Source organism: Demequina lutea (genome assembly GCF_013409005.1).
Taxonomy (GTDB): Bacteria; Actinomycetota; Actinomycetes; order Actinomycetales; family Demequinaceae; genus Demequina; species Demequina lutea.
Map to the genome: position 1 here is coordinate 3013645 of NZ_JACBZO010000001.1, position 22125 is coordinate 3035769.

At 64.0% G+C, this 22125-nt stretch carries 20 protein-coding genes and 1 pseudogene; 7 read left to right on the plus strand and 14 right to left on the minus strand.

Features of this window, described 5'->3' with window-relative positions:
- Nucleotides 1-7: 7 nt before the first annotated feature.
- The 4 genes from BKA03_RS14525 to BKA03_RS14540 all read left to right on the plus strand — a co-directional run bounded on the left by BKA03_RS14525 (nt 8) and on the right by BKA03_RS14540 (nt 5747).
- A complete protein-coding gene (locus BKA03_RS14525; protein WP_062076283.1) occupies nt 8-829 on the plus strand; it encodes a GntR family transcriptional regulator in 822 nt (273 codons plus the stop codon).
- Nucleotides 830-1211: 382 nt separating this feature from the next.
- A complete protein-coding gene (locus BKA03_RS14530; RefSeq protein WP_152649652.1) occupies nt 1212-1403 on the plus strand; it encodes a hypothetical protein in 192 nt (63 codons plus the stop codon).
- Nucleotides 1404-1831: 428 nt separating this feature from the next.
- On the plus strand, nt 1832-3514 hold the full coding sequence (locus tag BKA03_RS14535; RefSeq protein ID WP_152649653.1) for a hypothetical protein: 1683 nt from the start codon (nt 1832-1834) through the stop codon (nt 3512-3514).
- Nucleotides 3515-4394: 880 nt separating this feature from the next.
- Nucleotides 4395-5747, plus strand: coding sequence for an IS256 family transposase (locus BKA03_RS14540; protein ID WP_179398184.1), 1353 nt, complete (start codon nt 4395-4397; stop codon nt 5745-5747).
- A gap of 42 nt (nt 5748-5789) precedes the next feature.
- On the opposite strand, the pseudogene BKA03_RS14545 reads toward BKA03_RS14540, so the two are convergent.
- From BKA03_RS14545 to BKA03_RS14570, 6 genes and pseudogenes are all read right to left on the minus strand, one after another.
- Nucleotides 5790-6182 (minus strand): annotated as a pseudogene (locus BKA03_RS14545) (transposase family protein); the annotation flags it as partial.
- Between the two features lie 151 nt (nt 6183-6333).
- Nucleotides 6334-8145: a glycoside hydrolase family 15 protein gene (locus BKA03_RS14550; protein WP_062075579.1), complete on the minus strand. Its 1812-nt coding sequence runs from the start codon at nt 8143-8145 to the stop codon at nt 6334-6336.
- A gap of 162 nt (nt 8146-8307) precedes the next feature.
- Nucleotides 8308-9681, minus strand: a complete 1374-nt coding sequence (locus BKA03_RS14555) for a sugar porter family MFS transporter (protein ID WP_062075580.1) — start codon at nt 9679-9681, stop codon at nt 8308-8310.
- Between the two features lie 359 nt (nt 9682-10040).
- Nucleotides 10041-10391 (minus strand): VOC family protein, encoded by a 351-nt coding sequence (locus tag BKA03_RS14560; RefSeq protein ID WP_062075581.1) that lies wholly within the window; start codon nt 10389-10391, stop codon nt 10041-10043.
- Nucleotides 10392-10434: 43 nt separating this feature from the next.
- Nucleotides 10435-11316 (minus strand): ABC transporter permease, encoded by an 882-nt coding sequence (locus tag BKA03_RS14565; RefSeq protein ID WP_062075582.1) that lies wholly within the window; start codon nt 11314-11316, stop codon nt 10435-10437.
- Nucleotides 11313-12242 carry an ABC transporter ATP-binding protein gene (locus tag BKA03_RS14570; protein WP_083971790.1) on the minus strand — a complete coding sequence of 310 codons (930 nt, stop codon included), beginning with the start codon at nt 12240-12242 and terminating at the stop codon, nt 11313-11315. Before BKA03_RS14570 ends, BKA03_RS14565 begins: the two co-directional genes overlap by 4 nt.
- Nucleotides 12243-12646: 404 nt before the next feature.
- Here BKA03_RS14570 and BKA03_RS14575 point away from each other — a divergent pair, with 404 nt between their 5' ends.
- Nucleotides 12647-13216, plus strand: a complete 570-nt coding sequence (locus tag BKA03_RS14575) for a hypothetical protein (protein ID WP_062075583.1) — start codon at nt 12647-12649, stop codon at nt 13214-13216.
- Nucleotides 13217-13228: 12 nt separating this feature from the next.
- Here BKA03_RS14575 and pflA read toward each other — a convergent pair whose 3' ends face one another.
- Together pflA and pflB are read right to left on the minus strand one after the other, a co-directional pair.
- Nucleotides 13229-14056, minus strand: coding sequence for a pyruvate formate-lyase-activating protein (gene pflA / locus BKA03_RS14580; protein ID WP_062075584.1), 828 nt, complete (start codon nt 14054-14056; stop codon nt 13229-13231).
- Between the two features lie 161 nt (nt 14057-14217).
- Nucleotides 14218-16494 (minus strand): formate C-acetyltransferase, encoded by a 2277-nt coding sequence (pflB, locus tag BKA03_RS14585; RefSeq protein WP_062075585.1) that lies wholly within the window; start codon nt 16492-16494, stop codon nt 14218-14220.
- A 204-nt stretch (nt 16495-16698) separates the two neighbouring features.
- Between pflB and BKA03_RS14590 the strand changes: the two genes are divergently transcribed.
- Complete coding sequence (locus BKA03_RS14590) at nt 16699-18066, plus strand: ABC transporter substrate-binding protein (RefSeq protein WP_179398123.1); 1368 nt, start codon at nt 16699-16701, stop codon at nt 18064-18066.
- A gap of 577 nt (nt 18067-18643) precedes the next feature.
- Complete coding sequence (locus BKA03_RS14595; RefSeq protein ID WP_062075587.1) at nt 18644-18964, plus strand: hypothetical protein; 321 nt, start codon at nt 18644-18646, stop codon at nt 18962-18964.
- A 323-nt stretch (nt 18965-19287) separates the two neighbouring features.
- Here BKA03_RS14595 and BKA03_RS14600 read toward each other — a convergent pair whose 3' ends face one another.
- From BKA03_RS14600 to BKA03_RS14625, 6 genes are all read right to left on the minus strand, one after another.
- Nucleotides 19288-19737, minus strand: a complete 450-nt coding sequence (locus BKA03_RS14600) for a hypothetical protein (protein WP_062075588.1) — start codon at nt 19735-19737, stop codon at nt 19288-19290.
- Nucleotides 19734-20234 carry a hypothetical protein gene (locus tag BKA03_RS14605; protein WP_062075589.1) on the minus strand — a complete coding sequence of 167 codons (501 nt, stop codon included), beginning with the start codon at nt 20232-20234 and terminating at the stop codon, nt 19734-19736. Before BKA03_RS14605 ends, BKA03_RS14600 begins: the two co-directional genes overlap by 4 nt.
- Entirely contained in the window at nt 20227-20649 is a 423-nt protein-coding gene (locus tag BKA03_RS14610) for a TadE family protein (protein ID WP_238579440.1), read from the minus strand. The genes BKA03_RS14605 and BKA03_RS14610 overlap by 8 nt, the downstream gene beginning before the upstream one ends.
- Nucleotides 20627-20800 carry a hypothetical protein gene (locus BKA03_RS14615; protein ID WP_179398124.1) on the minus strand — a complete coding sequence of 58 codons (174 nt, stop codon included), beginning with the start codon at nt 20798-20800 and terminating at the stop codon, nt 20627-20629. Before BKA03_RS14615 ends, BKA03_RS14610 begins: the two co-directional genes overlap by 23 nt.
- 29 nt (nt 20801-20829) lie before the next feature.
- A complete protein-coding gene (locus BKA03_RS14620) occupies nt 20830-21753 on the minus strand; it encodes a type II secretion system F family protein (protein ID WP_238579441.1) in 924 nt (307 codons plus the stop codon).
- The coding region (locus BKA03_RS14625) for a type II secretion system F family protein (RefSeq protein WP_373366740.1) at nt 21750-22125 on the minus strand (376 nt) is incomplete at its 5' end. The genes BKA03_RS14620 and BKA03_RS14625, both read right to left, overlap by 4 nt.

Consider the following 22125-nt stretch of genomic DNA (forward strand, 5'->3'; position numbering starts at 1 on the left):
TTGGGTCATGGACATTAGATCAGGCTGGCCAGGCGTCGTCAACCTGGCAGAAGCAGCAGCGGTCGGGGGCGCGGTAGTCCATCGACGCTCGCTCGCCGACGATGTCTACGAGCGTCTGATCGAGCTGCTGCTGGAGGCGGAGCTTGAGCCGGGAGCACGGCTCCAGATCGATGGGCTGGCGCGGGTCTGGCAGGTGTCGCAAACGCCGATCCGCGAGGCGCTGGCCCGCGCAGAGGCCAGCGGACTCGTGGTGCGGCAGCCGCTGCGGGGGTATCAGGTGGCGCCTTTGCTGTCGCCAGGAGAGTTCGAGCAGCTCGTGGAGATGCGTCTGCTGATTGAGCCGCACTGCGCCGCCAGGGCGTGCGAGCGCGCCGATGACGACGTGTTCGACCTGCTCGAGCGCCAGCAGGCCGTCATGCGGGATTCGCCCAAGGGCCCCACTTCGCACGACTATCGTGACTACCTGCGAGCGGACATTGCCTTCCACGAGACGATCGCCGCAGCCAGCGGGAACCGATTCCTCCCGGCGGCACTTGCCGTGACGAGCACCCACGCGCACCGGTTCCGCCGGTTTGGCGGAGGAACCATCACCGATGCCACTGATTCCCTACGCGAACACTCAGTCGTCCTGCGCGCCCTGCGCGCCCGAGATGCTGAGGGTGCCAGCGTAGCGATGCGCCAACACTTGCTCGGCGTGGCAGAGCGCGGCCGGGGGGTCGTGTCGCTCCCCGTCCAGGAGCGCCCTTCGTCGAGCGGCTCGCCTACGGGTTGGCCCTCATCGCCGCCGAGTTCTCACGCTGCGGCCGGCAGTCATGTCAACGCCGAGTGAGTACTGACACTCTGTTGCCCCCTGGCGTCACCCATTCCCTCGTCAACGTCGACCGAATCTTGGGTCAAGTCCCGGGGCGTGGTGTGTGACGGCTGCCGCGTGATCTTCGATGGTCAGGCGCTGAGCGCCGGGAGCTGGTCGGTGGTCACCTCCTGAGTGTCGGGCAGGGCGGTCAGCCGTGATCTGCTCAGGACGTCCAGGGCGAGGTAGCATCCGCACGGCGAAGTCGACTCCCGATCGTTCGACGGCAGGCCGCCAATTGGAGGCTCTTCTGAGCGTGGGTGAGGTCGGCGCGGGGGGGTGCGTGGCGGTCCGGGGACGTAGGCGTCGGGGCCTCCAAGATCACTAGCGACCAAGCTGCCTGATCCCCGGAGGCCCCGGCGTGTCGAATCGTAGATGCGGCATCGGCGCGCCACGGTGCGCCCGTGCCGATGAAGTGTTCAACGTCCCCGGCTTGCATGTGATCGACGTGCACCACGACGCCGGCGGGCAGGTGGTGGTGACGGTCGAGACCGACGAGGTCGTGACCGGGTGTCGGGCCTGCGAGGTCGTCGCCCTCCCTGTCAGGCTGTAGTGAGACATGCCGGAGCCCCCGGGCCCACCGTGGAGGGTGGTGATAGGAGACAGTTTCGTGAGTAGCAATAGTCCAGTTCTTCCTGGTGTCGAAGATGATCCGGTGGCCAGTTCAGGGGAAGTAGTCGTAGATCCGGCGGCTCGTCCGGTCCGGCGCTCGTTCACGGCGGCCTACCGGGCGAGGGTGGTTGCGGAGTATGAGGCGGCACCGCACGGCAGCAAGGCTGCCGTGTTGCGTCGTGAGGGCTTGTACCAGTCCCAGATCCATGAGATGCCGCCACAATGCAGCAAATCGGCCGACTGGCCCGCCGATCCAAAACGTTCCCCGTACCCTCACTGGTCATAGTGCAACGAGGCGGTGAAGAGTTCCCGGCGCTCCGTGGCGCACTTCTGGCCCTATACGAGGAGGGCTCAAACTGGGCGAAGATCTTGCCTGATCTCATCGACTCCGAGTTTGAGGCGCAGGAATCCCTCCTCAACTACGTGGCGGACTTTGATGGCGGTTCGATCGATATCGACTTGAAGACGATCCGACCACTAGGCGTTGTAGAACTCCGCGAAGTCCGGGCGTCGCGCGACTACGAGCCTGGATTCTTCGTCCAAGACACGATGCCCAAGGAGTTCGCGGTGGGGCAGGAGTTCGCAGGATTTCGAGTGACGCTCGCGCAGAGATCCCCCGACCGCCGCTCGCTTTACCTGTGCTTTGCCGCACTCGTCAAGCCGACTTGGAGCAGCGATGAGGCACTCACGACCATGGAAAGCCACCTCTGTATCCTCACTTGGCACCCAGACCCGTCCGACTCGAACAAGCACCAATCCGTTCTCGGCGTCTCGTGCACCGACAACCGCATCAAGAACCGTGTTCTAGCGATCCTCGATCCTGAGGAGGCGCTCACCATTGCCGATGTCGGCAAACTCCAGAGAGTGATCGACTCACTCCCACGCATGTCCGTCAGCAACGTCGGAGTGCGCAGTACCAATGGGATACAGGTTGGCGTGGCCCAATACGTGAACTACAGCGGGCGTGGGGTTGACCGGGGCCTCGGGGCCGCTTCGATGGGCCTCAAGGCACTCGGCCATGCCATGATCCAGTTGTCTGGCGACGGCCGCTCAATCAACGCCGGCATCGCCGTCGAAAAGGGGAAGTACTGGGAACTCCGCCACATGGGGCTCGTCGAGTACTGGGAATGGGTTACGGCACTTATCTCGAAGTACTGGAGCCCTGGCGACCCGATAGCGCAGCGGCTTCTTCCTGCCCTCGCCCGCGGTTCGAGGCTCAACGAGTATCCCGATGTCGACGTTTTGTTCGCAGAGATAGATCCCCTGTTAGTTGGTGACCACTGGCGATTCACGGAAACGGACACGGCTCTCGGAGACGTTAAGGTCCGCGCCAAACTCACGGGCGGTCGACTGCAGGTGTGGGCCACCGATCCCGCAGCCGCAGTCGAGGTGTATCTCGGCACCTATGCGCCAGGCTCGCAAACACCTGAAGGTGTCGAGGCGTGCTCAGTTTGGAGAGGCGGTGGCTATCCAGTTGAACTGGCGGACCTCTTCATTGATCACCCTCCGACGCTGTGGCTACTTGACGGCACAACCATCCGTGGGGCTGTGGTCTACGAGCGCCCTCGGGGGTCATCCCTTCTCAACGCGGACTTCGTAGAGGCTTGGGACTGGAGTGGCTACGAAAAGACGAGTGAGAAAGGGTCCAAAGAGAGGAACATTCCGCGCAGCAAGTCGATCCATGCCAAAGTCGAGGCGCACCTTCTAGAGTTGTATGGCGACGCGCACGTCGAACTCTGGCACTCCATAGCGTCCGACAGCGCCAAGTCGTCGCTAGCGCATGCACCCTTTCAGGAAGTCTGCCAGCAGGGCATGAAGAGTCGGCGGCGGATCATCGACGGAACACTATGGTCAACGCTCGCGGAGCGACTCCCGGGCGCAGGAGCGAAGACGCCCCCCTCGTGTATGTCGGCGGATCACCGATCGAAGCGTTCCGAGCCCTCGTCGGTCTGGAACCGATGGAAGGCGTACCCAATTACTCCGCGAACCCTCCCTTTACAACCGGCGAAGTCGTCTTGGTACAACCAGGACTCAGCCGCGGCGCGCTACTGACGGAACTTGAAACGCCGGCGTCGCACAAAGCGCAGAAACTCATTGACATCTTGTCTGTCGCACAGCACATTGTTCAAGACGTTGCGCACTTCCGAGTCATCAGCGACGCGTGAGACTGGTCACGGGAAGGAACCGGCCGTCCGATTGCAGAATCCCCTGCCGCAGGGGCGAACGGGGGCCAACGGTGGTGCCGCCGACCCCCGCCTCTCTAGCCCTTGCCGAGCGTGCTCCCGGCTTTCGACTTGGCACCCTTGCCAGATGAGTCGGACGCGAGCGTCTTCCCCGCCTTGCTGAGGGCTGACTTCGATGGCTTAGCCATGGTGTACTCCCTTCACTCGAAGCGAAGGCAGATCTCATGACCGCGCTTAGCCCGATCGCGAAGTGGCCGATGAGCCACTAAAGTCGAGACGTCTGCTCAAGGACACTGGACCCCGACCTGCCGCTCAGAAGCCCGTCTCAGGTGTGGCCGATCGGGGTTCTTCCTTGCGGACACGATTTTACCGGCCGGGTACGACGTCGGCGGCGTTGCGGGTATGGCGTTGCGGAATTGCTGAGATGTAGCGGCCGGTCGACGGCTCGTCATCCCGCGGATTTGAGCAGGCACACACCTCGGCACTCTGCTGACTTAGGAAGGGAACCGACAAGTGTGTCGGTTGTTTGTCTAGTTCAGCAACTGACGCTAACTCAGCAAAGTGCGCGAGGGACTCTAGCAATTGCTAGATTGTACTGCTCGTGAACGTGCGGCGAGTCTGCTGAACGAGTACGCGACGGTTTGGCCTTCGGCTATGCACGTCGGTTGCCATCGAGGGATCAGAAGAGGGTGTCAGATGGTTTGTGTAAGGGGTGGGGTTTCTGACTGAAAGTGGAGACACTGATGACCATGATTGATAAGCAGGCGCGTGAGGAACGCGGTCGGGCTCAACGGGAGGGTGTCCAGGCGCTTGAAGCCTCTGGTGCTCTCGATGACCTCTACGCGAAGATCGATGCGGGCGAGGTCCAATTCGACGGTAGGGATGGCCTGATCCAACAGTTGATACGGGCGGGCTTGGAACGCGGGTTGCAGGCCGAACTGACTGAGCACGTCGGCTATGACAGGGGCGACCCGGATGCGTGGTTGCATTCCAACTCACGCAACGGCAGCTTTGCGAAGACCGTCGCGACCAGTGTCGGTGATGTCGATCTGGCGATCCCCAGGGACCGGGACGGGTCGTTTACCCCGGTGTTGGTCCCCAAGGGCTCCAGGCGGCTTGGTGGCCTTGATGACATGATCATCTCCCTCTACGCAGGCGGGATGACTGTTCGCGATATTGAGCACCACCTCGTGTCCACGATCGGCACCGAACTCAGCCGGGAGACGATCAGCAAGATCACCGATGAGGTCCTCGACGAAGTCCTCGCATGGCAGCAGCGACCGCTCGAGGCGTTCTACCCGGTGATCTACCTGGACGCCTTGGTGGTCAAGGTCCGTGATGGTGCCCACGTGCGCAACAAGGCCGCACACATCGCGGTCGGTGTTGACCTGGACGGCATCAAGCACGTATTAGGGATCTGGATCCAGGCCACCGAGGGAGCGAAGTTTTGGGCCGGTGTGTGCGCCCAGCTGGCCAACCGTGGAATCCAGGACGTGCTCATCGTGTGTTGTGACGGGCTGACTGGCTTCCCCGAAGCGATCGAAGCGACCTGGCCGCAGTCGACGGTTCAAACCTGTGTGGTGCACCTGATCCGCTCCGCGATGAGGTTCGTGAACTACAAGTCCCGCAAAGCCGTCGCTGCCGCGCTCAAGCCCATCTACCAGGCCGCAGACGAAGACGCCGCCCTGGCCGCGCTGACCGAGTTCGCGGCCTCCGACCTGGGCATCGCGAACCCGAACACGGTGCGAGTGTTCGAGGACGCCTGGGACAGGTTCACCCCGTTCCTGGCGTTCCCACCCATGCTAAGGCGGGTGATCTACACGACCAACGCGATCGAGTCGCTCAACTACCAGTTACGCAAAATCATCAAGAACCGAGGCCACTTCCCCTCCGATGACGCCGTCGTGAAGCTACTTTGGCTCGCGATCTGCAACATCGAAGACAAGCGGGCCCGCGACCGAGCCAAGGAACGCGGACGGGCGCCAGGCGTCAAACGCAACGCCGAAGGCCGCCTCGTCGAAGGCCAGATCACCACGAACTGGAAGCAAGCCCTCTCACAACTCGCGATCGCCTACCCCGACCGCATCCAGCCCTACCTCTAAAAACCGAACCGCGCCCGCTTACACAAACAACTTGACAGGCTCACCCCCCGCGATACGGGACACGCTGAGGTGGTCCACGACAAGGGCACGCAACGCCCATCCCAGCCCACCACGAGAGACCTTCGCGCGAGGCTCAGCGGCCGCGGACGTGTCTTGCGACCAGAAACGTGCGCAAGCGGTGCACCGGTAGCGGCGGATCCGCACCAGCAGCGTCGTGGGCCTGCCACCGAACGGTTCATGAGCGAGCCTGCGGGAGGCGGTGCCCAGTGGGCGACCCCGACCACCACACGAGCGGCACGAGTCGTCAGCCTCGACGACGTGACACTCGAGCACCGCCCGCCGGACATCGACGCGTTGACCCGCCACCTCCAGCCCCAAGGCGTCGAGGTTGCAAAAAGTCGTCAGATCGGGCGCGCCAAAGGTAGCGTGAGACAAGTCGAGGTCCTTCAGATGGGCAGTGTCAGAACTTCCATCCTGGGGGACCTCGACCCCCACCCCAAACCACTCACCCCGTGCTCAGCACACCCTCAATTGTGAAGAGCCACTAAAGGTCGGTACCCCCACAACCAACACCGTCGCCACGACGCTACATACCACCGTCAGTCGTCTTGGTGAGGGGCTGGTCGCTGCGGTGCGCGCGGCCCGAGTGGAGCTGGAATGCGCTGGTCACCAGTGCAAAGTGGCTGAAGGCCTGCGGGGTGTTGCCCAGTTGCCGCTTGGCGTGGGGATCCCACTCCTCGCTGAGCAGGCCGACGTCGTTGCGAAGGGTGAGGAGTCGTTCAAAGAGGGTGGTGGCTTGCTTTCGTTCGCCCGCACCGTGGAGAGCGTCGACGAGCCAGAACGAGCAGGCCAAGAACACGCCCTCGTGTCCGGGCAGGCCGTCGTCCGCTTCGGACGTCTGGTAGCGCAACACCAGGCCGTCCTGGGTGAGGCCGTTCTGGATTGCGGCGATCGTTCCCTTGACCCGGGGGTCCGTTCCCGGCAAGAAACCGACCCGGGGGATCATGAGCAGGCTGGCGTCAAGCACCTTGCTGTCATATGACTGCGTGAAGGTGTTGTGTTCGGAGTCGTAGCCATGGGCGAGCACGTCGGCCCTGATCTCATCGCGAAGCGCTTCCCAACGCTTGCCCGGTCCCTCCAAGTGGTGATCGGCGACGGCGCGGGACATCCGATCGGCGGCGACCCACGCCATGACCTTCGAATGGGTGAAGTGGCGGCGGTCGCCTCGCACCTCCCAGAGTCCGTTGTCGGGCTCCTGCCACTCACCCTCCAGGTGCTCCATGAGCGCGACCTGGATGGCCCACGCGTCGGCGGACGTGTGGATGCCCGCCTCTCGCGCCAGATTCAGACTGTCGAGCGTCTCGCCCCACACGTCGAGTTGGAGTTGGCCCGAGGCTTGGTTGCCGGTGCGCACCGGGGAGGAGTTCTCATACCCTGCGAGCCAGGGCAGTTCGGCCTCGGGCAGGCGTCGGGTGCCGTCGATGCTGTACATGATCTGCAGCGTGCTTGGATCGCCCGCAATTGATCGCAGCAACCACTCCCGCCAAGCCTTCGCCTCCGCGAGATACCCGGCCGCGAGGAGCGCCTGGAGCGTGTACGTCGAATCTCGCAGCCAGCAATACCGGTAGTCCCAGTTGCGGGAACCACCGATCCGCTCCGGCAACGAGGTGGTCGCTGCCGCGACGATCGCGCCCGTGGGCTGATAGGTCAGCGCCTTGAGTGTGAGCAGCGACCGCTTGATCGGCTCACGATAGGGACCCTCGGCGTCCGCGCCCTTGCCACTCCAGTCCGTCCAAAACGTGGTGGTGGCCGCCAGCGCCTCTTCGGCGTCGATGCGGATCGGCTGCCGCTCATGGCTCAGGCTCCACGTCAAGACGAACGGGACCCGATCGCCAGCGTTCACGGTGAAATCGGCGACGGTCGCCCAGTCCTTGCCCGCGCTTGTCACCGGGCTGCAGAGGCGCACAGCGTCCGGACCCGCAATGGCCCGCATCTCATCCGCGTCGTGACGAACCCAGGGCACCACACGGCCGTAATCGAAGCGGAGGCGAAGCTCAGAGCGCATCTGCACGGCACCGCTGACGCCCACCACGATTCGGACGACGTCGGGCGCCTTGTGGCGGATCGGCATGAAGTCAATGACACGGACGGTCCCGCTCGCCGTCACCCACTCGGTCTCCAGCACCAGCGTGTCCTCGACATACGCCCGACGCGTGCACGTCCCACCTTCGACGGGCGAGAGCAACCAATGGCCGGCATCGCGAGTGTCGAGAAGCGCCGCAAAACACGCGGGGGAGTCGAAGTGCGGCAAACACAACCAGTCGATCGAGCCCTCGGTGCTGACTAACGCCGCCGTGTGCAAATCGCCGATCAGTGCGTAATCTTCAACTCTCGCCATACTCGATCATCGCACTTCACGTTGATGACGCTGACTGCGGCCGGGCGCCGCTCAAGTCAGCGCGGTGCCCGCCCACGCTGAAGGACCGGCCCCTCATGTCGCATGCGAACGTGATGCCGGACGCGCCGCCGCCGATTGTCAGGAATCGCGGCCCAGCGGGTTCTACAGTGCCCGCGCGTGCTTTCCCGACCGCCAGTGTTCCTCAATTTGCTCCAGGGTCTTCCCCTTGGTTTCCGGCACCAGCCGATAGAAGAAGACCCAGGCGCCGAGGGCGACGACACCGTAGAACCAGAATGTTCCCGCGTGCCCCAGAACCCCGACCAGGGTCAGGAACGTCACGGCCACCACCAGATTCATCGCCCAGTTCGTGACTGTCACGGCGCTCATCGCCGCACCACGAATCTTCAACGGATAGATCTCGGAAATCAGTAGCCAGAAGATCGGCCCCAGGCCAAAGGCGAAACACGCGACGTAGATGACTAGGCCGCCGATGGCGACACCACTCTTGAAACTCGCCAATTGCTGGAAGTGAAAGGCCGCGCCCAAGATCGCGAGGCCAATGATCTGGCCGGCCACCCCAACCAGCAATAGGGGCCTCCGCCCGACGCGGTCCAGCAGAAAGATGGCCAGCAGATGGAAGAGCCACATGACCGCGGTTAACCCCGCTCCGGCTAGTATCGCGGGCCCTGCGGCGGTGATGCCGACGAACTTGAATATGGTCGGGGCGTAGTAGATGACGGTGTTGATGCCGGTTACCTGCTGAAATATCGCCAACCCCATGCCGACGATCATCGGCATCCTCAGCGAAGGCTGGAACAGCCCCCTTATCCCGCCGACACTCTGCTCTCCCATGCTCTCTTGGATGTCTGCGATTTCCGGGCCTACGTCCGACCCCGTGCGCGCGCGCTGCAAGATCCGCCTCGCCTGGTCAACTCTTGATTTGCCGATCAACCAGCGCGGACTATCGGGCAGCCGCCACATTCCGATAATCAGCGCGGTGGATGGTACGGCCGCCAGTCCGAACATGTAGCGCCATTGCCCACCCGAGGAAAACGCGTAGTCCACCATGTAGGCAACCACGATGCCGGTGGTGATCGCCAGCATGTTGACCGCCACCAAAGAACCGCGAACCTTTGCCGGCACCAGCTCTGCGATGTACATCGGCGAGATGAATGAAGCGATGCCGATGCCGATGCCGCTGACCACCCTGGCCGCAATCAACCAGCCAACGGTTGGTGCCAGAGCCGTGCCGAGGGCGCTGATGGTAAAGACCATTCCTGCCACGATGATCAACTTGCGGCGACCAAAGCGGCCCGTCAGCGCGCCCCCGAGCGTCGCGCCAACGACGGCACCCACCAAGACGGAACTGACGACAATTTCCTCCATGGTGGACGACAGGGAAAACTGCTTCGTCACGAACAATATGGCCCCGGAAATGACGCCCGTATCGTAGCCAAAGAGCAGGCCTCCGAGAGCGGCGACCGCCACGGCGAAGTAGACAAATCCGTTCACTTCCGATGTGGCCTTTTTTGTCATCCGTCTCACGTTTCTTCATCAGGGCAGTTCCAACCACATCGACAGAGCCGACGCGCACAATGAGGTCCTTGCCTTCTCGGTGACCGGCGTCCGGCCAGTAAGGCATGAATGTGATCTGCGTGGCTTCGGGAGGCGCGTGAGTCGGGAGATCGACTATGTGACTCTCCGGCGCTGCTCTGGCTCATGACGTTGGTGGCGCACGCCCATTCAACGTATCACCCACGATCCCATCGGGCCTACGGGTTGCGTGGAAGCGCAGACCACGTCAGCGGTGCACAATTTCGACACGCGGAAACGTACATCGAGGTACTCGGCGGTTTCGTTGCGGCTATCGCGAGCGACGACGAGTACGGCGCCGCTCAGGACAACTCGGTGTACAGGCTGAGCGCGTTGCCGTCCGGGTCGCGGAAGTCGACGTAGTCGATCATCCCCTCCACGTGGTGGAGGGGACCCACGTCGATGCCGAGGGCGAGTAGCCGCGCGCGCTCTGCCGCGACGTCGGCCACGCCAAGGCGGGTCACCACCTCGGCGCCCGATCGTGCGGTTTCCTCGGCACTCAACTGGAGCCAGATGGGCCCAAGGCGAAACTCGACGATGCCGTACGCCGGCTCGAGGTCGGCGGTCGGCAACTCAAACGCCGCGCGATACCACTCGATCGCACGGTCGAGATCACTCACGGGCAAACCCACCGTCGCCGTCGTTACATCCATGGGGGCAACCATGCGGGTGGCGTAGCAAGGGTTGGTGACGATGTCACTTCTGCAGCACCTTTCGAATCCGTAGTGTGGCGACGGTGGCGAAGACAACCATCACGGCGAAAAGCAACCCAACGGCCAGCCCCTGAGTGATGGCGAAGTCACCGACCGACAGGTCAACCCCGTAGAACGCACGCACCGCGGCCACTGCTTGTACCTGATTACCCGTCACCGCTTCGATGGCGGGTTCAGTGAGGGGAATTCTTATCAGCATGGATGCCTGCGAAAATGGAAGCACGTTGATTGCATTCACGACAGCTGGCGGCAGAAGGCCCAGAGGGAGGTAGGCGCCGGCAAGGAAGCCGACCAGGGTGCCGACTACGGTGCTCAACGCAGCAAACGCCCCGATGGACTTGATGAAAGTGACCACGAACGCGGAGACGCCCGAGAATGTGAGACTCAACAGGACGATGTAACCAAGCGTCTGGAGCATCGCAAGGGCGCCCGCCACAGGATATCCACGCGCCAACAGGTACGACTCGCCGATGAGGAGCACAACCCCGCTCATGACGATCGCGACAAGCGCGCTCGAGACCATGTAGCCCGCGATCAGTTGCCAGCTCTTTACCGGAGCCACCAAGAAGTCTCGGTACCGCCCCGAAGACCGGTCGGATACGAACGTTCCGAGCCCTGCTATTCCAGTCGTTACGGTGGTGATCATCACGATGCCCGCGAACACCCAGGTACTCACAAACCAGTTGATATTATCCACTGACGCATCGGGAAATTGTGCCTGTAAACTGTCCACTTGCAGACCGCCGAGAAAGCCGACGTAGAGGACAAACAGAACCAAAGAGGCGACGAGCGATAGGCTCACGGCACCGACATCGCGAAAGAATACGGTCAAATTCCGCTGGGTCAAGGTGAGCGTCGTCTTCACTTGTCGTCCCCCTCGTGCGTGAGGCTGAGGAAAACCTGGTCCATCGATCCGTGGCGGATCTCCACGTTGGATAGCGCCGGGCTGAGGGCTTGGGCGACTTCGAAAGCGGACTGCCCCTCGGCGACTCGAACTTCGAGCACCTTTTCTTCGCGACTGAAGGACAGGCCGAGTTGCGCGAGCACACGGCCCACCTTCTCCCAGCCTTCGTGTTCCAGGACTTCACCCCGAAGCAGAGTCGTCGAATACTTCGTTCGAAGCTCGAGCGGAGTTCCGTGGGCAACCGAGCGCCCATGGTCGATGATCATCACCGAGTTCGCGTTCTCCGCCTCTTCCATGTAGTGCGTAGTCAGGAACACGGTAAGTCCGGCGGTCGCCCGCAACGTGGCGATCGCGCTCCACACCTTTTCTCGGCTGTGCGGGTCCAACCCCGATGTCGGCTCATCGAGAAACAGCACCGAAGGGTCGTGGATCAGCGCTCGAGCTATGTCGGCGCGCCTCTTCTGGCCTCCAGAAAGCTGGCCGTACCGCCGGTCGATGAAGTCGCCCAGATCGACGATGTCTGCAAGTTCGTCAATCCGATGCCGAAGCCGCTGGACGGAGTGCGTCCCATAGAGTCCCCCGCGAAGAAGCAGGTTCTCCCTAGGCGATAGCGCAGGGTCAAGGAAAGAGTCCTGAAAGACAACCCCTATGTCGCGCCTCACTCGTGCATCATGAGCCCCGACGCGGTTCCCGTTGATCACAATCGAACCGGAATCCGCGCGCAAGGTCGTTGTCAAGCACGAAATGGTGGTTGATTTACCGGCGCCGTTGCTTCCAAGAAATGCGAATACGCTTCCGGCTTCAACGTCGAAACTCAGATCATCTACCGCACGAACTCGCCCAAAACTCTTCTTGAGATGCTCAACGCTGATCAAGTGACCCCTCACCAATCTTCATTCTCTACTCAACGCGCAACGATTTGGCAACAAACGGTTGGTGTACAGAGGAGAATTGAGCATCCCCACCAATGCTAAGCGAGACGCTACAGAGGACGCGCTGCACCGTCAAGTTGATCCTCGGACGGGGTTGCCGGTTGCGGAGCGCCACGTGCAGGTCAGGCGGCAAAAGCTCCACTCACGGCGACGGGTAGCGGCGGCGCGGGCGGCACGGCGGCGGTGTCGAGGGCAGGCGCGCTAAGGGCAGCGGCTGGGGTCGCCGCGCCTTCGAAGGGCACGTCCAACAGTAGACGCATCTGTCGAGGGACCTTCCGACCTGGTGCCTTGCCCTTGACTGTGACACCCTTGAAACAGCCCCCTCGTACCACCACCCCGGGGAGCAGTGAGGGACAACGATGACCACCCTGCTCGAGCTTTCCGCGTATTGCACCTATTCGCTCGACGACGACATTCACCACAAGCCGGGCAACGACCTGAGGGCCGCGCCTCACGGTCTGTGCATCTTGGCCGACATTCCGTTCCAGATTGACGGCCTCATCCAGCTATCGGGCAAGATCTCACACGAAAAGACGGGCGAGTCGTTTCCCGAGTCCGCGTTGGGAATCCCGGTGGGCGCGATGTCGAAGCGCATGCATTTTTTGCAGTCGTCGTCGTGGCGCGGCCCGGATGGCAGCGTGATCGGCGAATACCGCGTGCACTACGACGACGGTGACGTGGCCGTGATCCCCATCGTGTACGGCCACAGCGTCGTCGACTGGTGGTTCACGGCCGGCGACCCACTGCCCACCGACGCGGCCATTGCCTGGAACGGCGCAAACGAGCGCACCGAGGACCTGGGCCACTTGATCCAGCTCTACGCCTTCACGTGGAGCAACCCCCGGCCCGATGCCCTCATCGCCACTCTCGACTTCGTGTCCCTTGGCAAGGAGTCGGCCCCGTTCCTGATGGCCGTCACGCTGGACTGACCAGCCGCAGGCCTACGCCACCCACACCTTGAGGCCGTGAGCCTCGAATTGACCTTTCACGCGCGCCACGAGCTCGTGCGACGGCGGCTGGGTGTTCTTCAACAGGTAGGGCTCTCCCGTCGCTTCCCACTTCGCGCGGCCCAACTGGTGGAACGGCAGAATTTCCATCCGCGCCACACCATCAAGCGTCGCCACGAACTCCGCGATGGCCTCGACGTTTTCGGGCGCATCGGTCAGGCCGGGCACTAAGACAAAGCGAATCCACATCGTCTTGCCAAGGCGCGACAGGCGATTGGCGAAGTCGAGCGTCGGCTGGAGGGGGCGGCCCGTGACGCGCTTGTAGGTCTTGGGGATGCCCGACTTGATGTCGAGCAGAAACAGATCGATGTAGTTGAGGTCGTCGTCGGTGAGGCGCGAACCAAGCAGGCCCGACGTGTCGAGCGCCGTGTGGATGCTCAGGTCGTGGGCGCGCCTGAAGATGCTCATCACGAACTTGGACTGCAGCAGCGGCTCACCGCCCGAGATGGTCAGACCGCCGCCCGTCACCTTCATGACCGTGGCGTAGCGCGTGACGCGCTCCATGACCTCATCGACGGTATGGCGCACCCCGTCCTTCATGCGCCACGTGTCGGGGTTCTGGCAGAACTGGCACCGCAGGCCGCAGCCGGCCGTGAACAGCGTCATGCGGGTCCCTGGGCCGTCTGCGCCCGTGACCAGGTCCCACGAGTGCACCGAGCCCGTCGAGTTGTCGTGGATCGCTTCGCTCTGCGCGAGCTCCTCGTCGGCGACCTCCATGGGAGGGCCCATCAGGAGTGGCACGGATACGGGTGGGTTTGTCATCAGTTCACTCCTTCCACGCCTGGGATGGGACAGCCCCGCGTCAGTCGAGACCGGGGACAGTCAAGGCTTGCCCATCCAAGACCGGGCATGCCCAAGACTACGGCGCCCCGCCCCTAAGGACGGAGCGCCGTGAGTCTTGGCCCTGCGAAACCTGCTTGCGTTTACAGGCCCGCGTGGAAGGTGCGCGACAGCACGTCGAGTTGCTGCTCACGCGTGAGGCGAATGAAGTTCACCGCGTAGCCAGAGACGCGAATCGTGAGCTGCGGGTACTTCTCGGGGTGCTCCATGGCGTCCTCGAGCGTCTCGCGGTTGAGCACGTTGACGTTCATGTGGAATCCCTGGCTCACCGTGTAAGCGTCCAGGATGCCCACCATGTTCGTGACCTGCTCGGCGCGGTCACGGCCGAGGGCCGAGGGCACGATCGAGGTGGTCAGCGAGATGCCGTCCTGGGCGTCGTCGTAAGGCAGCTTGGCGACGGACAGCGCCGACGCCATGATGCCGTGGACGTCGCGCCCGTTCATCGGGTTGGCACCAGGTGCGAACGGCTCGCCGTGGCGACGGCCGTCGGGCGTGTTGCCCGTGGCCTTGCCGTAGACGACGTTCGACGTGATGGTCAGGACCGACTGCGTGTGCTTGGCGTTGCGGTACGTCTTCTGCTTACGGATCTTCTCCATGAAGCGGTGGACGAGGTCGATCGCGATGTCGTCGGCGCGGTCATCGTCGTTGCCGTAGGTCGGGTACTCGCCCTCGACGTTGTAGTCCGTGATGAGACCGGTCTCGTCACGCACCGGCTTGACCGTCGCGTACTTGATGGCGGAAAGCGAGTCGGCTGCCACCGAGAGGCCTGCGATGCCGCAGGCCATGGTGCGCAGGATCTCGCGGTCGTGAAGCGCCATCTCGATGCGCTCGTACGAGTACTTGTCATGCATGTAGTGGATGACATTGAGCGCGTCGACGTACGTCTCGGCTAGCCAATCCATGAACGCGTCGTACTTGGCCATGACGTCGTCAAAGTCGAGCACTTCGCCCGCGACGGGAGCCACCGCGGGGGAAACCTGCTTGCCCGACACCTCGTCACGTCCGCCATTGATCGCGTACAGCAGGCCCTTAGCAAGGTTGACGCGAGCTCCGAAGAACTGCATCTGCTTGCCGACCTCCATGCCGGAAACGCAACAGGCGATCGCCGCGTCGTCGCCGCACTGCTCGCGCAGCAGGTCGTCCGACTCGTACTGCACGGCCGACGTGTCGATCGAGACCTTGGCGCAGAACTCCTTGAAACCGAGGGGGAGGCTGTTGTGCCAAAGAACCGTCATGTTCGGCTCGGGGGCGGCGCCGACGTTGTTCAGCGTGTGCAGAAAGCGGAACGAGTTCTTGGTGACCAGCGAGCGGCCGTCCTCGCCCATTCCTGCGATCGACTCGGTGACCCAGAGAGGGTCACCCGAGAACAGCGCGTCGTACTCGGGGGTGCGAAGGAACCGCACGATGCGGAGCTTGATGACGAAGTCGTCGATGATCTCCTGAGCTTCGCTCTCGGTGAGCGTGCCCTCGGCGAAGTCACGCTCGACGAAGATGTCGAGGAACGTCGAGGTGCGGCCCAGCGACATGGCGGCGCCGTTCTGCTCCTTAACCGCTGCCAGGTACGCGAAGTACAGCCACTGGACGGCTTCCTTCGTGTTGGTCGCCGGCTTCGAGATGTCGAAGCCGTACGACGCCGCCATCTGCTTGAGCTCCTTGAGCGCCTTGATCTGCTCCGAGTTCTCTTCGCGGTCGCGAATGATGTCCTCGCTTGAGCGCTCCATGTCGAGTTCGACACGGTCGTTCTTCTTGGCAGCGATCAGGGCGTCGACGCCATACAGGGCCACGCGGCGGTAGTCGCCGATGATGCGGCCGCGGCCGTAGGCATCGGGAAGTCCCGTGACGATGTGGCTTGAACGGGCAGCACGCACGTTCGGCGGGTAGGCGTCAAAAACGCCGTCGTTGTGGGTCTTGCGGTACGTCGAGAAGATGTGCTCGAGGTTCGGGTCTACCGGGTAGCCGTAGGTTTCGAGCTCCTTGACCACCATGCGCCAGCCGCCGTAAGGCATGATCGCGCGCTTAAGCGGCGCGTCAGTCTGCAGGCCGACGATCACGTTGTCGTCGTCGCTGATGTAACCCGGCGCGTGAGACGTGATCGTCGCGGGCGTCTGCCAGTCGATGTCGTAGACGCCCTTTTCGCGCTCCTGCGGGAACATGTCGCTGAGGGTCTTCCACACGCGCAAAGTGCGCTCGGTCGGGCCGGCGAGGAACGTGTCGTCGCCGGTGTATTCGGTGTATGCGCACTGAATGAATCCGCGCACATCAATAGAGTCGGTCCAAGGACCTGTGGGGAACGAACGCCAAGCCTGGGCCGGCTTGACGTCTGTCTGGGTTTGGGTCTTGCCGTCTGCCGCGATTGTCATCTCGGTAAACCTTCCTACATGGGGAAAGGCGCTGTAGCGCCAGTACTTCGAACGTATGCCCCTGGGGGCGTGCGTGCGCGGGACTTTTGCCCCGCGATCCCTGGTCTTGGGGTCCCAGGAAAGTCGCATCGGGGGCAGCGTGCGGCTAAAGTTACTGGCATGTCCCAGCCACTGGCGTTTTCGCCGTGCAGTGAGGGAGAGACAGTGCACACACTACGCGCCCGGTCTCGACGGGCCACAGTTCTCGGGGTCGCATCGGTTCTCTCACTCAGCGCGTGCGGCCTGCTCGGTGGAAACGACGCGAGCGCCTCCCCTGTGGCCTCCGGGGCACCTCAGATCCAGACCCAGATTTCTATGGCCGTGTGGGGCGGTTTTGGCCTTGATGACCTCATCACCGAATACGAGACCGACCACCCCGATGTGGCGATCAAGCTCATCAAGGGCGACTACAACCCGCTGCACGACTCGCTCCAGCGGGAGCTCGTCTCAGGCACCGGCGCGCCCACCATCGCCGCGATCGGCGAGGACTACATCGCTCAGTTTGCGGCCCAGCCAGACCAGTTCGTGAACCTCTCCACCCTTGGCGCCGACGACTACAAAGACGTGTATTTGCCCTGGAAGTGGGCCGAGGGAAAGAGCGCCGATGGTACCTCCGTCATCGGAATGGGCGCCGATGTCTCTGGGCTTGCGTTGTGCTACCGCAGCGACCTGTTCGCCGCCGCGGGGCTGCCCACCGATCGCCTCGCGGTCTCCGCGGCCATGACCGATTCGTGGGAGGGCTTCCTCACTCTCGGCGCTCAATACACCAAGGCCTCCAAAGGCGGCGCGTTCATCGATGACGCGACGACTCTCCTCGCGCCCATCCGCGACCAAACGGGAGCGTCGTACTACGACGCGAGCGGCGCGCTCAGCACCGCCGCCGACAAGCCCGCGTTCGATGTCGCCACCAAGGCCATCGACGCGGGCCTCTCCGCCGGCATCACCCAGTTCTCCGACGCCTGGGACAAGGGCCTGACCGACGGATCATTCGCCGTCACCCTTTGCCCCGTGTGGTCAATGGGGTACATCCAGGGCGTGGTGACCGGGTCCAACTACCAGCCCAAGTGGGATATCGCCGACATCCCAGGTCCCGGGGGGTCGCGGGGCGGATCGTTCTACACGATCCCCGCTCAGGCCACCCCTGCGCAGCGCGATGCCGCGTGGCAGTTCCTCAGGTGGCTCCTGGCGCCCGCGCAACAGTTGAAGGTGTTCCGGGCGACCGGCTCGCTGCCCTCGCAGCCCGCGATCTACAAGGATTCGAGCGTCACGGGCTACAAGATCCCGTTCTTCAACGACGCCCCGGTGGGAAAGATCCTCGCGAAGGCGGTCGAGGAGTTGCCCGTGATGGCGTCTCAGGACCCCAAGAACGGCAAGGTGGAGGCCGCGATGGAGCAAGTGCTCGCGGGCGTCCAGACCGGTGACGTGAAGAGCGCCGATGCGTGGAAGGTCGCGGTCGAGGCCGCCAAGGTGGTCGACACCGCCAACACGAGTGCGCCCGCGAGCGCGAGCCCGAGCCCTAGCCCTAGCCCGTAGAACGGTCAGTGCTTGGGACGCTCAAGCCTCAGGACGCTCGCGACTGTCCCGTCGCCATGACGGTGATGCCGTCGTCGAATGGCAGCGGCGACTCGGTCGGGCCTCCTCCGTGTGTGGCCGACGCTGGGGCTGGGTATTGCTCGCAACTCACGTCGGTGCGCGGCACGACGTCGCCCCCTGAGTGGGCGTGAAGGTCACGCAGGACGCACGAGACGCCCGCGAGTGGGCATGAGCGCCAACTGGGATGCACGCGGCGTCAAAAAGTGGTCACCAGCGCCACATCTGCCTGGTGGATTGGCGACAAGCCGGGTTGGCAGTGGACGTGTTCATTTGTCGTCTCGCCGAAGCCGCCGGTATGTCGAACGGGGTGATGCTCTGCACCTGCACGCCCGCTGTTGCGACTACACCGCCGACGGGCTTGCCGGCCCAGCCCGGGGAGCGTAGGCCAGGACCAGAATGAGCCGCGTGAAGGAAGCGGCGAGCCCTCACCAGACATGGCAGCCCCACCGAGAGGAGATCGGTGAGATGTACGCTCGTTACCTGTTGGCCCTCCCTTTTAAATGCAAAGGAGGTGGACGTGGAGAACTCCGACAGCGGGTCCCGCTTGCAGGCGCGCACCGCGACTGATCGCCACAGCGATGCTCGCGGCAGGCTGGGAAGAGCGGTGGCGCGGCTTTCGCCGCTGCCGTTGCGGTGGGCGATCGTCGGCGCCGTCGGGCTCGGAACCTTTGGGGCAATCGCGGGGCTGATCGTCGGCCTTTTCGTGCATGCTCCGACCGCCCCTTTCGCATTGCTTGAGATCGGCGTTCCGGCCACGTTGATCGGTGGCCTTGTCGGGCTGGCGAGCGGGGCGATTGCGAGTGCCGCTAGGAATATCGGCGCTCGACGGCGCAACTAGAAGGCCAGGCTACTCGCGGCCGCGCAGCGCCGACCGGGGCACCCAAGGGTGTGCCACTGTGCACCAGACGGGGTGGATTGGCGACGAGCCGGATTCCTGGGCTTGGTCCGGCGGGCGAGTGGTCATGAGCGCCGACTGGGATGCACGCGGCGTCAAAAAGTGGTCGCCAGCGCCGACTGAGACTCACCCGGTTGACGACAAGCCTCCTTGGCGGTGCGTGTGGCCGCCGTTGCGCCGTTGCGACCCAACCGTGGATGCGAGCAAATGGGTCGGCAACGAAGATTCGGCACCACGGACTCCTGCCCCCGCGGGCGTGGAGCCCGTTAGAACGCTCGCGACTGTCCCGTCGCCGTGACGGTGATGCCGTCGGCAAACGGCATGAGGGCCTCGAGGCCAAACAGCGGGTAGACCGTGATCTCGACCGTGACACGTGCGGTGACGGCATCGGGGGCGTCGACGGACACGATGCGAACTCCGTCGAGGCGATCGGTCGCCCGCTGGGCCACATGAGCCAACACGGCGTCGGTCATGCGCGACTGCGCGAGCTCCACGTCTCCAGTTCCGGCCTGCGTAGTGAAGTACCCGTCGCTCGAGACCGCGTCGGAGGCATCCTCGGCCAGCTCATCCGCGAGGTCCGCAAGGCGCATGCGGGTCAGGTGCACGGAGGTCGCCGCCGAGATCACCAGGATGAGCATGATTGCGACCACGGCGAAGCCGAGCGTCAGGATCCCGATGGTGCCCTCGTCGTCTCGCCGATGCAGCAGGGCTCTCATTGGTCGTTCACCACCGAGTCGACGGGAGCGCGAGCCGAACCGACGACGTCGACCGAAAGAGGGAGCGCCCCTGTCAGGAAACCGGGGATGCCTGGCAACGCCACCACCACCGTGACTTCGGCATCCACGTTGCCTCCCGGCTCGAGACACGGGCCCTCGCAGCTGAGCGCCAGCGACGCGTCGTCTGAATCGAATCTGAAGTCGTCCGCGACGAGTGCGACCGCCGCTTCAGCACGACTGGCTCCCGCGGCCATGGCGGTCTCACGCGAGGACCCGTGTTCGCGAGACGCCACCCCAGTCACGACCGCGGCGCGGGCAGCTTCGTGCGCAGCGCCCTCCGCCGCAAACGCCCCCGCCTGGATGCGCGAAAGGGTGACCACCAGGTACAGCAGCGGCACGAGCAACAACAGCGACAACGCAATGAACTCCACGATCGCGGCTCCCTCGTCGGCTGGGCGGTCGCTCCGCGGCCGCGCCCATTCAAGAGGGTCAGCCACGCGCCGTCTCCTCGAACGCCCTGGCCGATACCGTCATCGTCCCTGCGCCCCACAGGCCCAGGATCGGCACTGGCGCGCTCACGGTCACCTTCACCGCAGGGGCCGTGTCGATCGTCGTGTCCTCAGCGGTCACGCGCGTCTCGATGCCTCCGAGCGACTCGGCGAGCAGCCACTCGGTTCGCTCGACGCCGTCTTGAGGGCCGCGGTCGTTCGTCGCCGCGAGCCTCGCGCCTTCCGACGCGGCGGACACCATCATGTTGCGGACGTGAAGAGTCAACGCCAACTGGATGACGCCCATCGCGAGGGCAATCACCAGGGCCGACACCAACACAAACTCGACGAGCGCATTGCCCTCGTCGTGTGAGAGTTCGCGTGCGCTTTCGCGCCCGCTCTCAACCGCCCGTAACGGAATCAATTGCCGTCGAAAACAACTCATTCAGCTTGGGGCCCGCGATTGCCCAAAGTCCCGCCACAAGGCCCGCAGTCATCAGGGTGATGAGCACCCAGCCGGGCACGTCCCCCTTGTCGTCGCGCCACCGATCCACCAGCATTTCCCATTTCCGCATGTCATTTCCTTCCCCCTCGGCCCGCGTCGTTACAGACCAAGTCGAATAGTGGTGAGGCCAGGGAACACCGCGAAAATCACGGTCACGGGGAGGATGAGAAACACGACGGGCACCATCATGGCGATCTCCCGCTTCCCGCCCTCCTCCATCAACGCGCGCTGGCCAGCGTCGCGCACATCTTGGGCTTGGGACCGCAGCACCTCCGCGAGCGGGGTCCCAAGGTCCACCGCCGTCGCCACGCCGTCGGCGAAGCGCCTGAGGGCAAGAACCCCCGTGCGGTCGGCAAGTTGCATGAGCGCTTGAGACAGGGGCGCACCCGCACGCGCCGTCGCAAGCGTGTATCGAAGCTCTTCCGCCATCACGCCCTTGGTGGTGCGCGCGACCCTTTCCAACGCGCCGAGCGCACCCTCCCCGGCGCTGACCGACAGGGCGAGTAGCTCCGCGACCGTGGGCAGTTCCTCCACGATCCGGGCCTCGCGCTTCGATACGGCGAGACCGAGCACGTAGTCCCTAGCGATCGCCGCGCTTACTCCGGCGAGGGCCACCAACACGAAGAGCGCGATGGGTGAGGAGTGTCTCGACGCGGCGAGCACCAGGGCCGTGACCGTCCCGCCAACAAGTCCTCCCACAGCCCACACGACCTGCTGCGCGCGGAACTGCTCGACCGTAGCTTCGGACCCCGCCCTCACGAGGCGCGTGCGAAGTTCCTGCGTGGGCGAACCCCATCGCTCCACCCAGCGCACCCCGTCGCGAACGACCGGGGCGAGCAGCCTCTCGATCGTGGGGAAGGGCGTCGTCGGCGCATTGAGGCGACGGAGTTCGTCGGCCGCCGAAGCGCGCACGTGCGGGGCTATCCGGTCCGCGATGCGCGGAATCCGCGCGGACCAGAACGCGATGAGGAGCGCGAGCCCCAGTCCCAACATCGCCCCCAGGACGACGGTCGTCGGGGTCACCTCAGCACCCTGCTCTCTTGAGGCAGGCGGCCGATGCGGACCATGATCCGGTACGCAAGCACGGTGCTTGCACCGCCGATGAGGAGCACGCTGACGCCTGAGGGAGAGTCGTACGCCTGGGCGTTTGCGGGCCTGGTAGCCAACAGGGCGAGAACCAACCATGGCGCGGTGATCGCGAGTCGCGCGGCGTTGACCGTCCAGCTTTGCCGCGCCTCGAGTTCGCCGCGCGTCCGCGCATCGTCCCTCAAGAACTGGCTCAGCGTGCGCAACAGGCGACCCACGTCTGTCCCGCCCACATCGCGGGTGATGCGGAGCGCCTCGACGATGCGGTCGGCCACGGGATCGGCAAGTCTCACCTTGAGCGCGTCGAGG

Bases quoted from the DNA above. Each gene is read 5' to 3' on its own strand.
- BKA03_RS14525 (WP_062076283.1), top strand. From the start codon at position 8: ATGGACATTAGATCAGGCTGGCCAGGCGTCGTCAACCTGGCAGAAGCA.
- BKA03_RS14540 (WP_179398184.1), top strand. From the start codon at position 4,395: ATGATTGATAAGCAGGCGCGTGAGGAACGCGGTCGGGCTCAACGGGAG.
- BKA03_RS14550 (WP_062075579.1), bottom strand. From the start codon at position 8,145: ATGGCGAGAGTTGAAGATTACGCACTGATCGGCGATTTGCACACGGCG.
- BKA03_RS14555 (WP_062075580.1), bottom strand. From the start codon at position 9,681: ATGACAAAAAAGGCCACATCGGAAGTGAACGGATTTGTCTACTTCGCC.
- BKA03_RS14560 (WP_062075581.1), bottom strand. From the start codon at position 10,391: ATGGATGTAACGACGGCGACGGTGGGTTTGCCCGTGAGTGATCTCGAC.
- BKA03_RS14575 (WP_062075583.1), top strand. From the start codon at position 12,647: ATGACCACCCTGCTCGAGCTTTCCGCGTATTGCACCTATTCGCTCGAC.
- pflA (WP_062075584.1), bottom strand. From the start codon at position 14,056: ATGACAAACCCACCCGTATCCGTGCCACTCCTGATGGGCCCTCCCATG.
- pflB (WP_062075585.1), bottom strand. From the start codon at position 16,494: ATGACAATCGCGGCAGACGGCAAGACCCAAACCCAGACAGACGTCAAG.
- BKA03_RS14600 (WP_062075588.1), bottom strand. From the start codon at position 19,737: ATGAGAGCCCTGCTGCATCGGCGAGACGACGAGGGCACCATCGGGATC.
- BKA03_RS14615 (WP_179398124.1), bottom strand. From the start codon at position 20,800: ATGCGGAAATGGGAAATGCTGGTGGATCGGTGGCGCGACGACAAGGGG.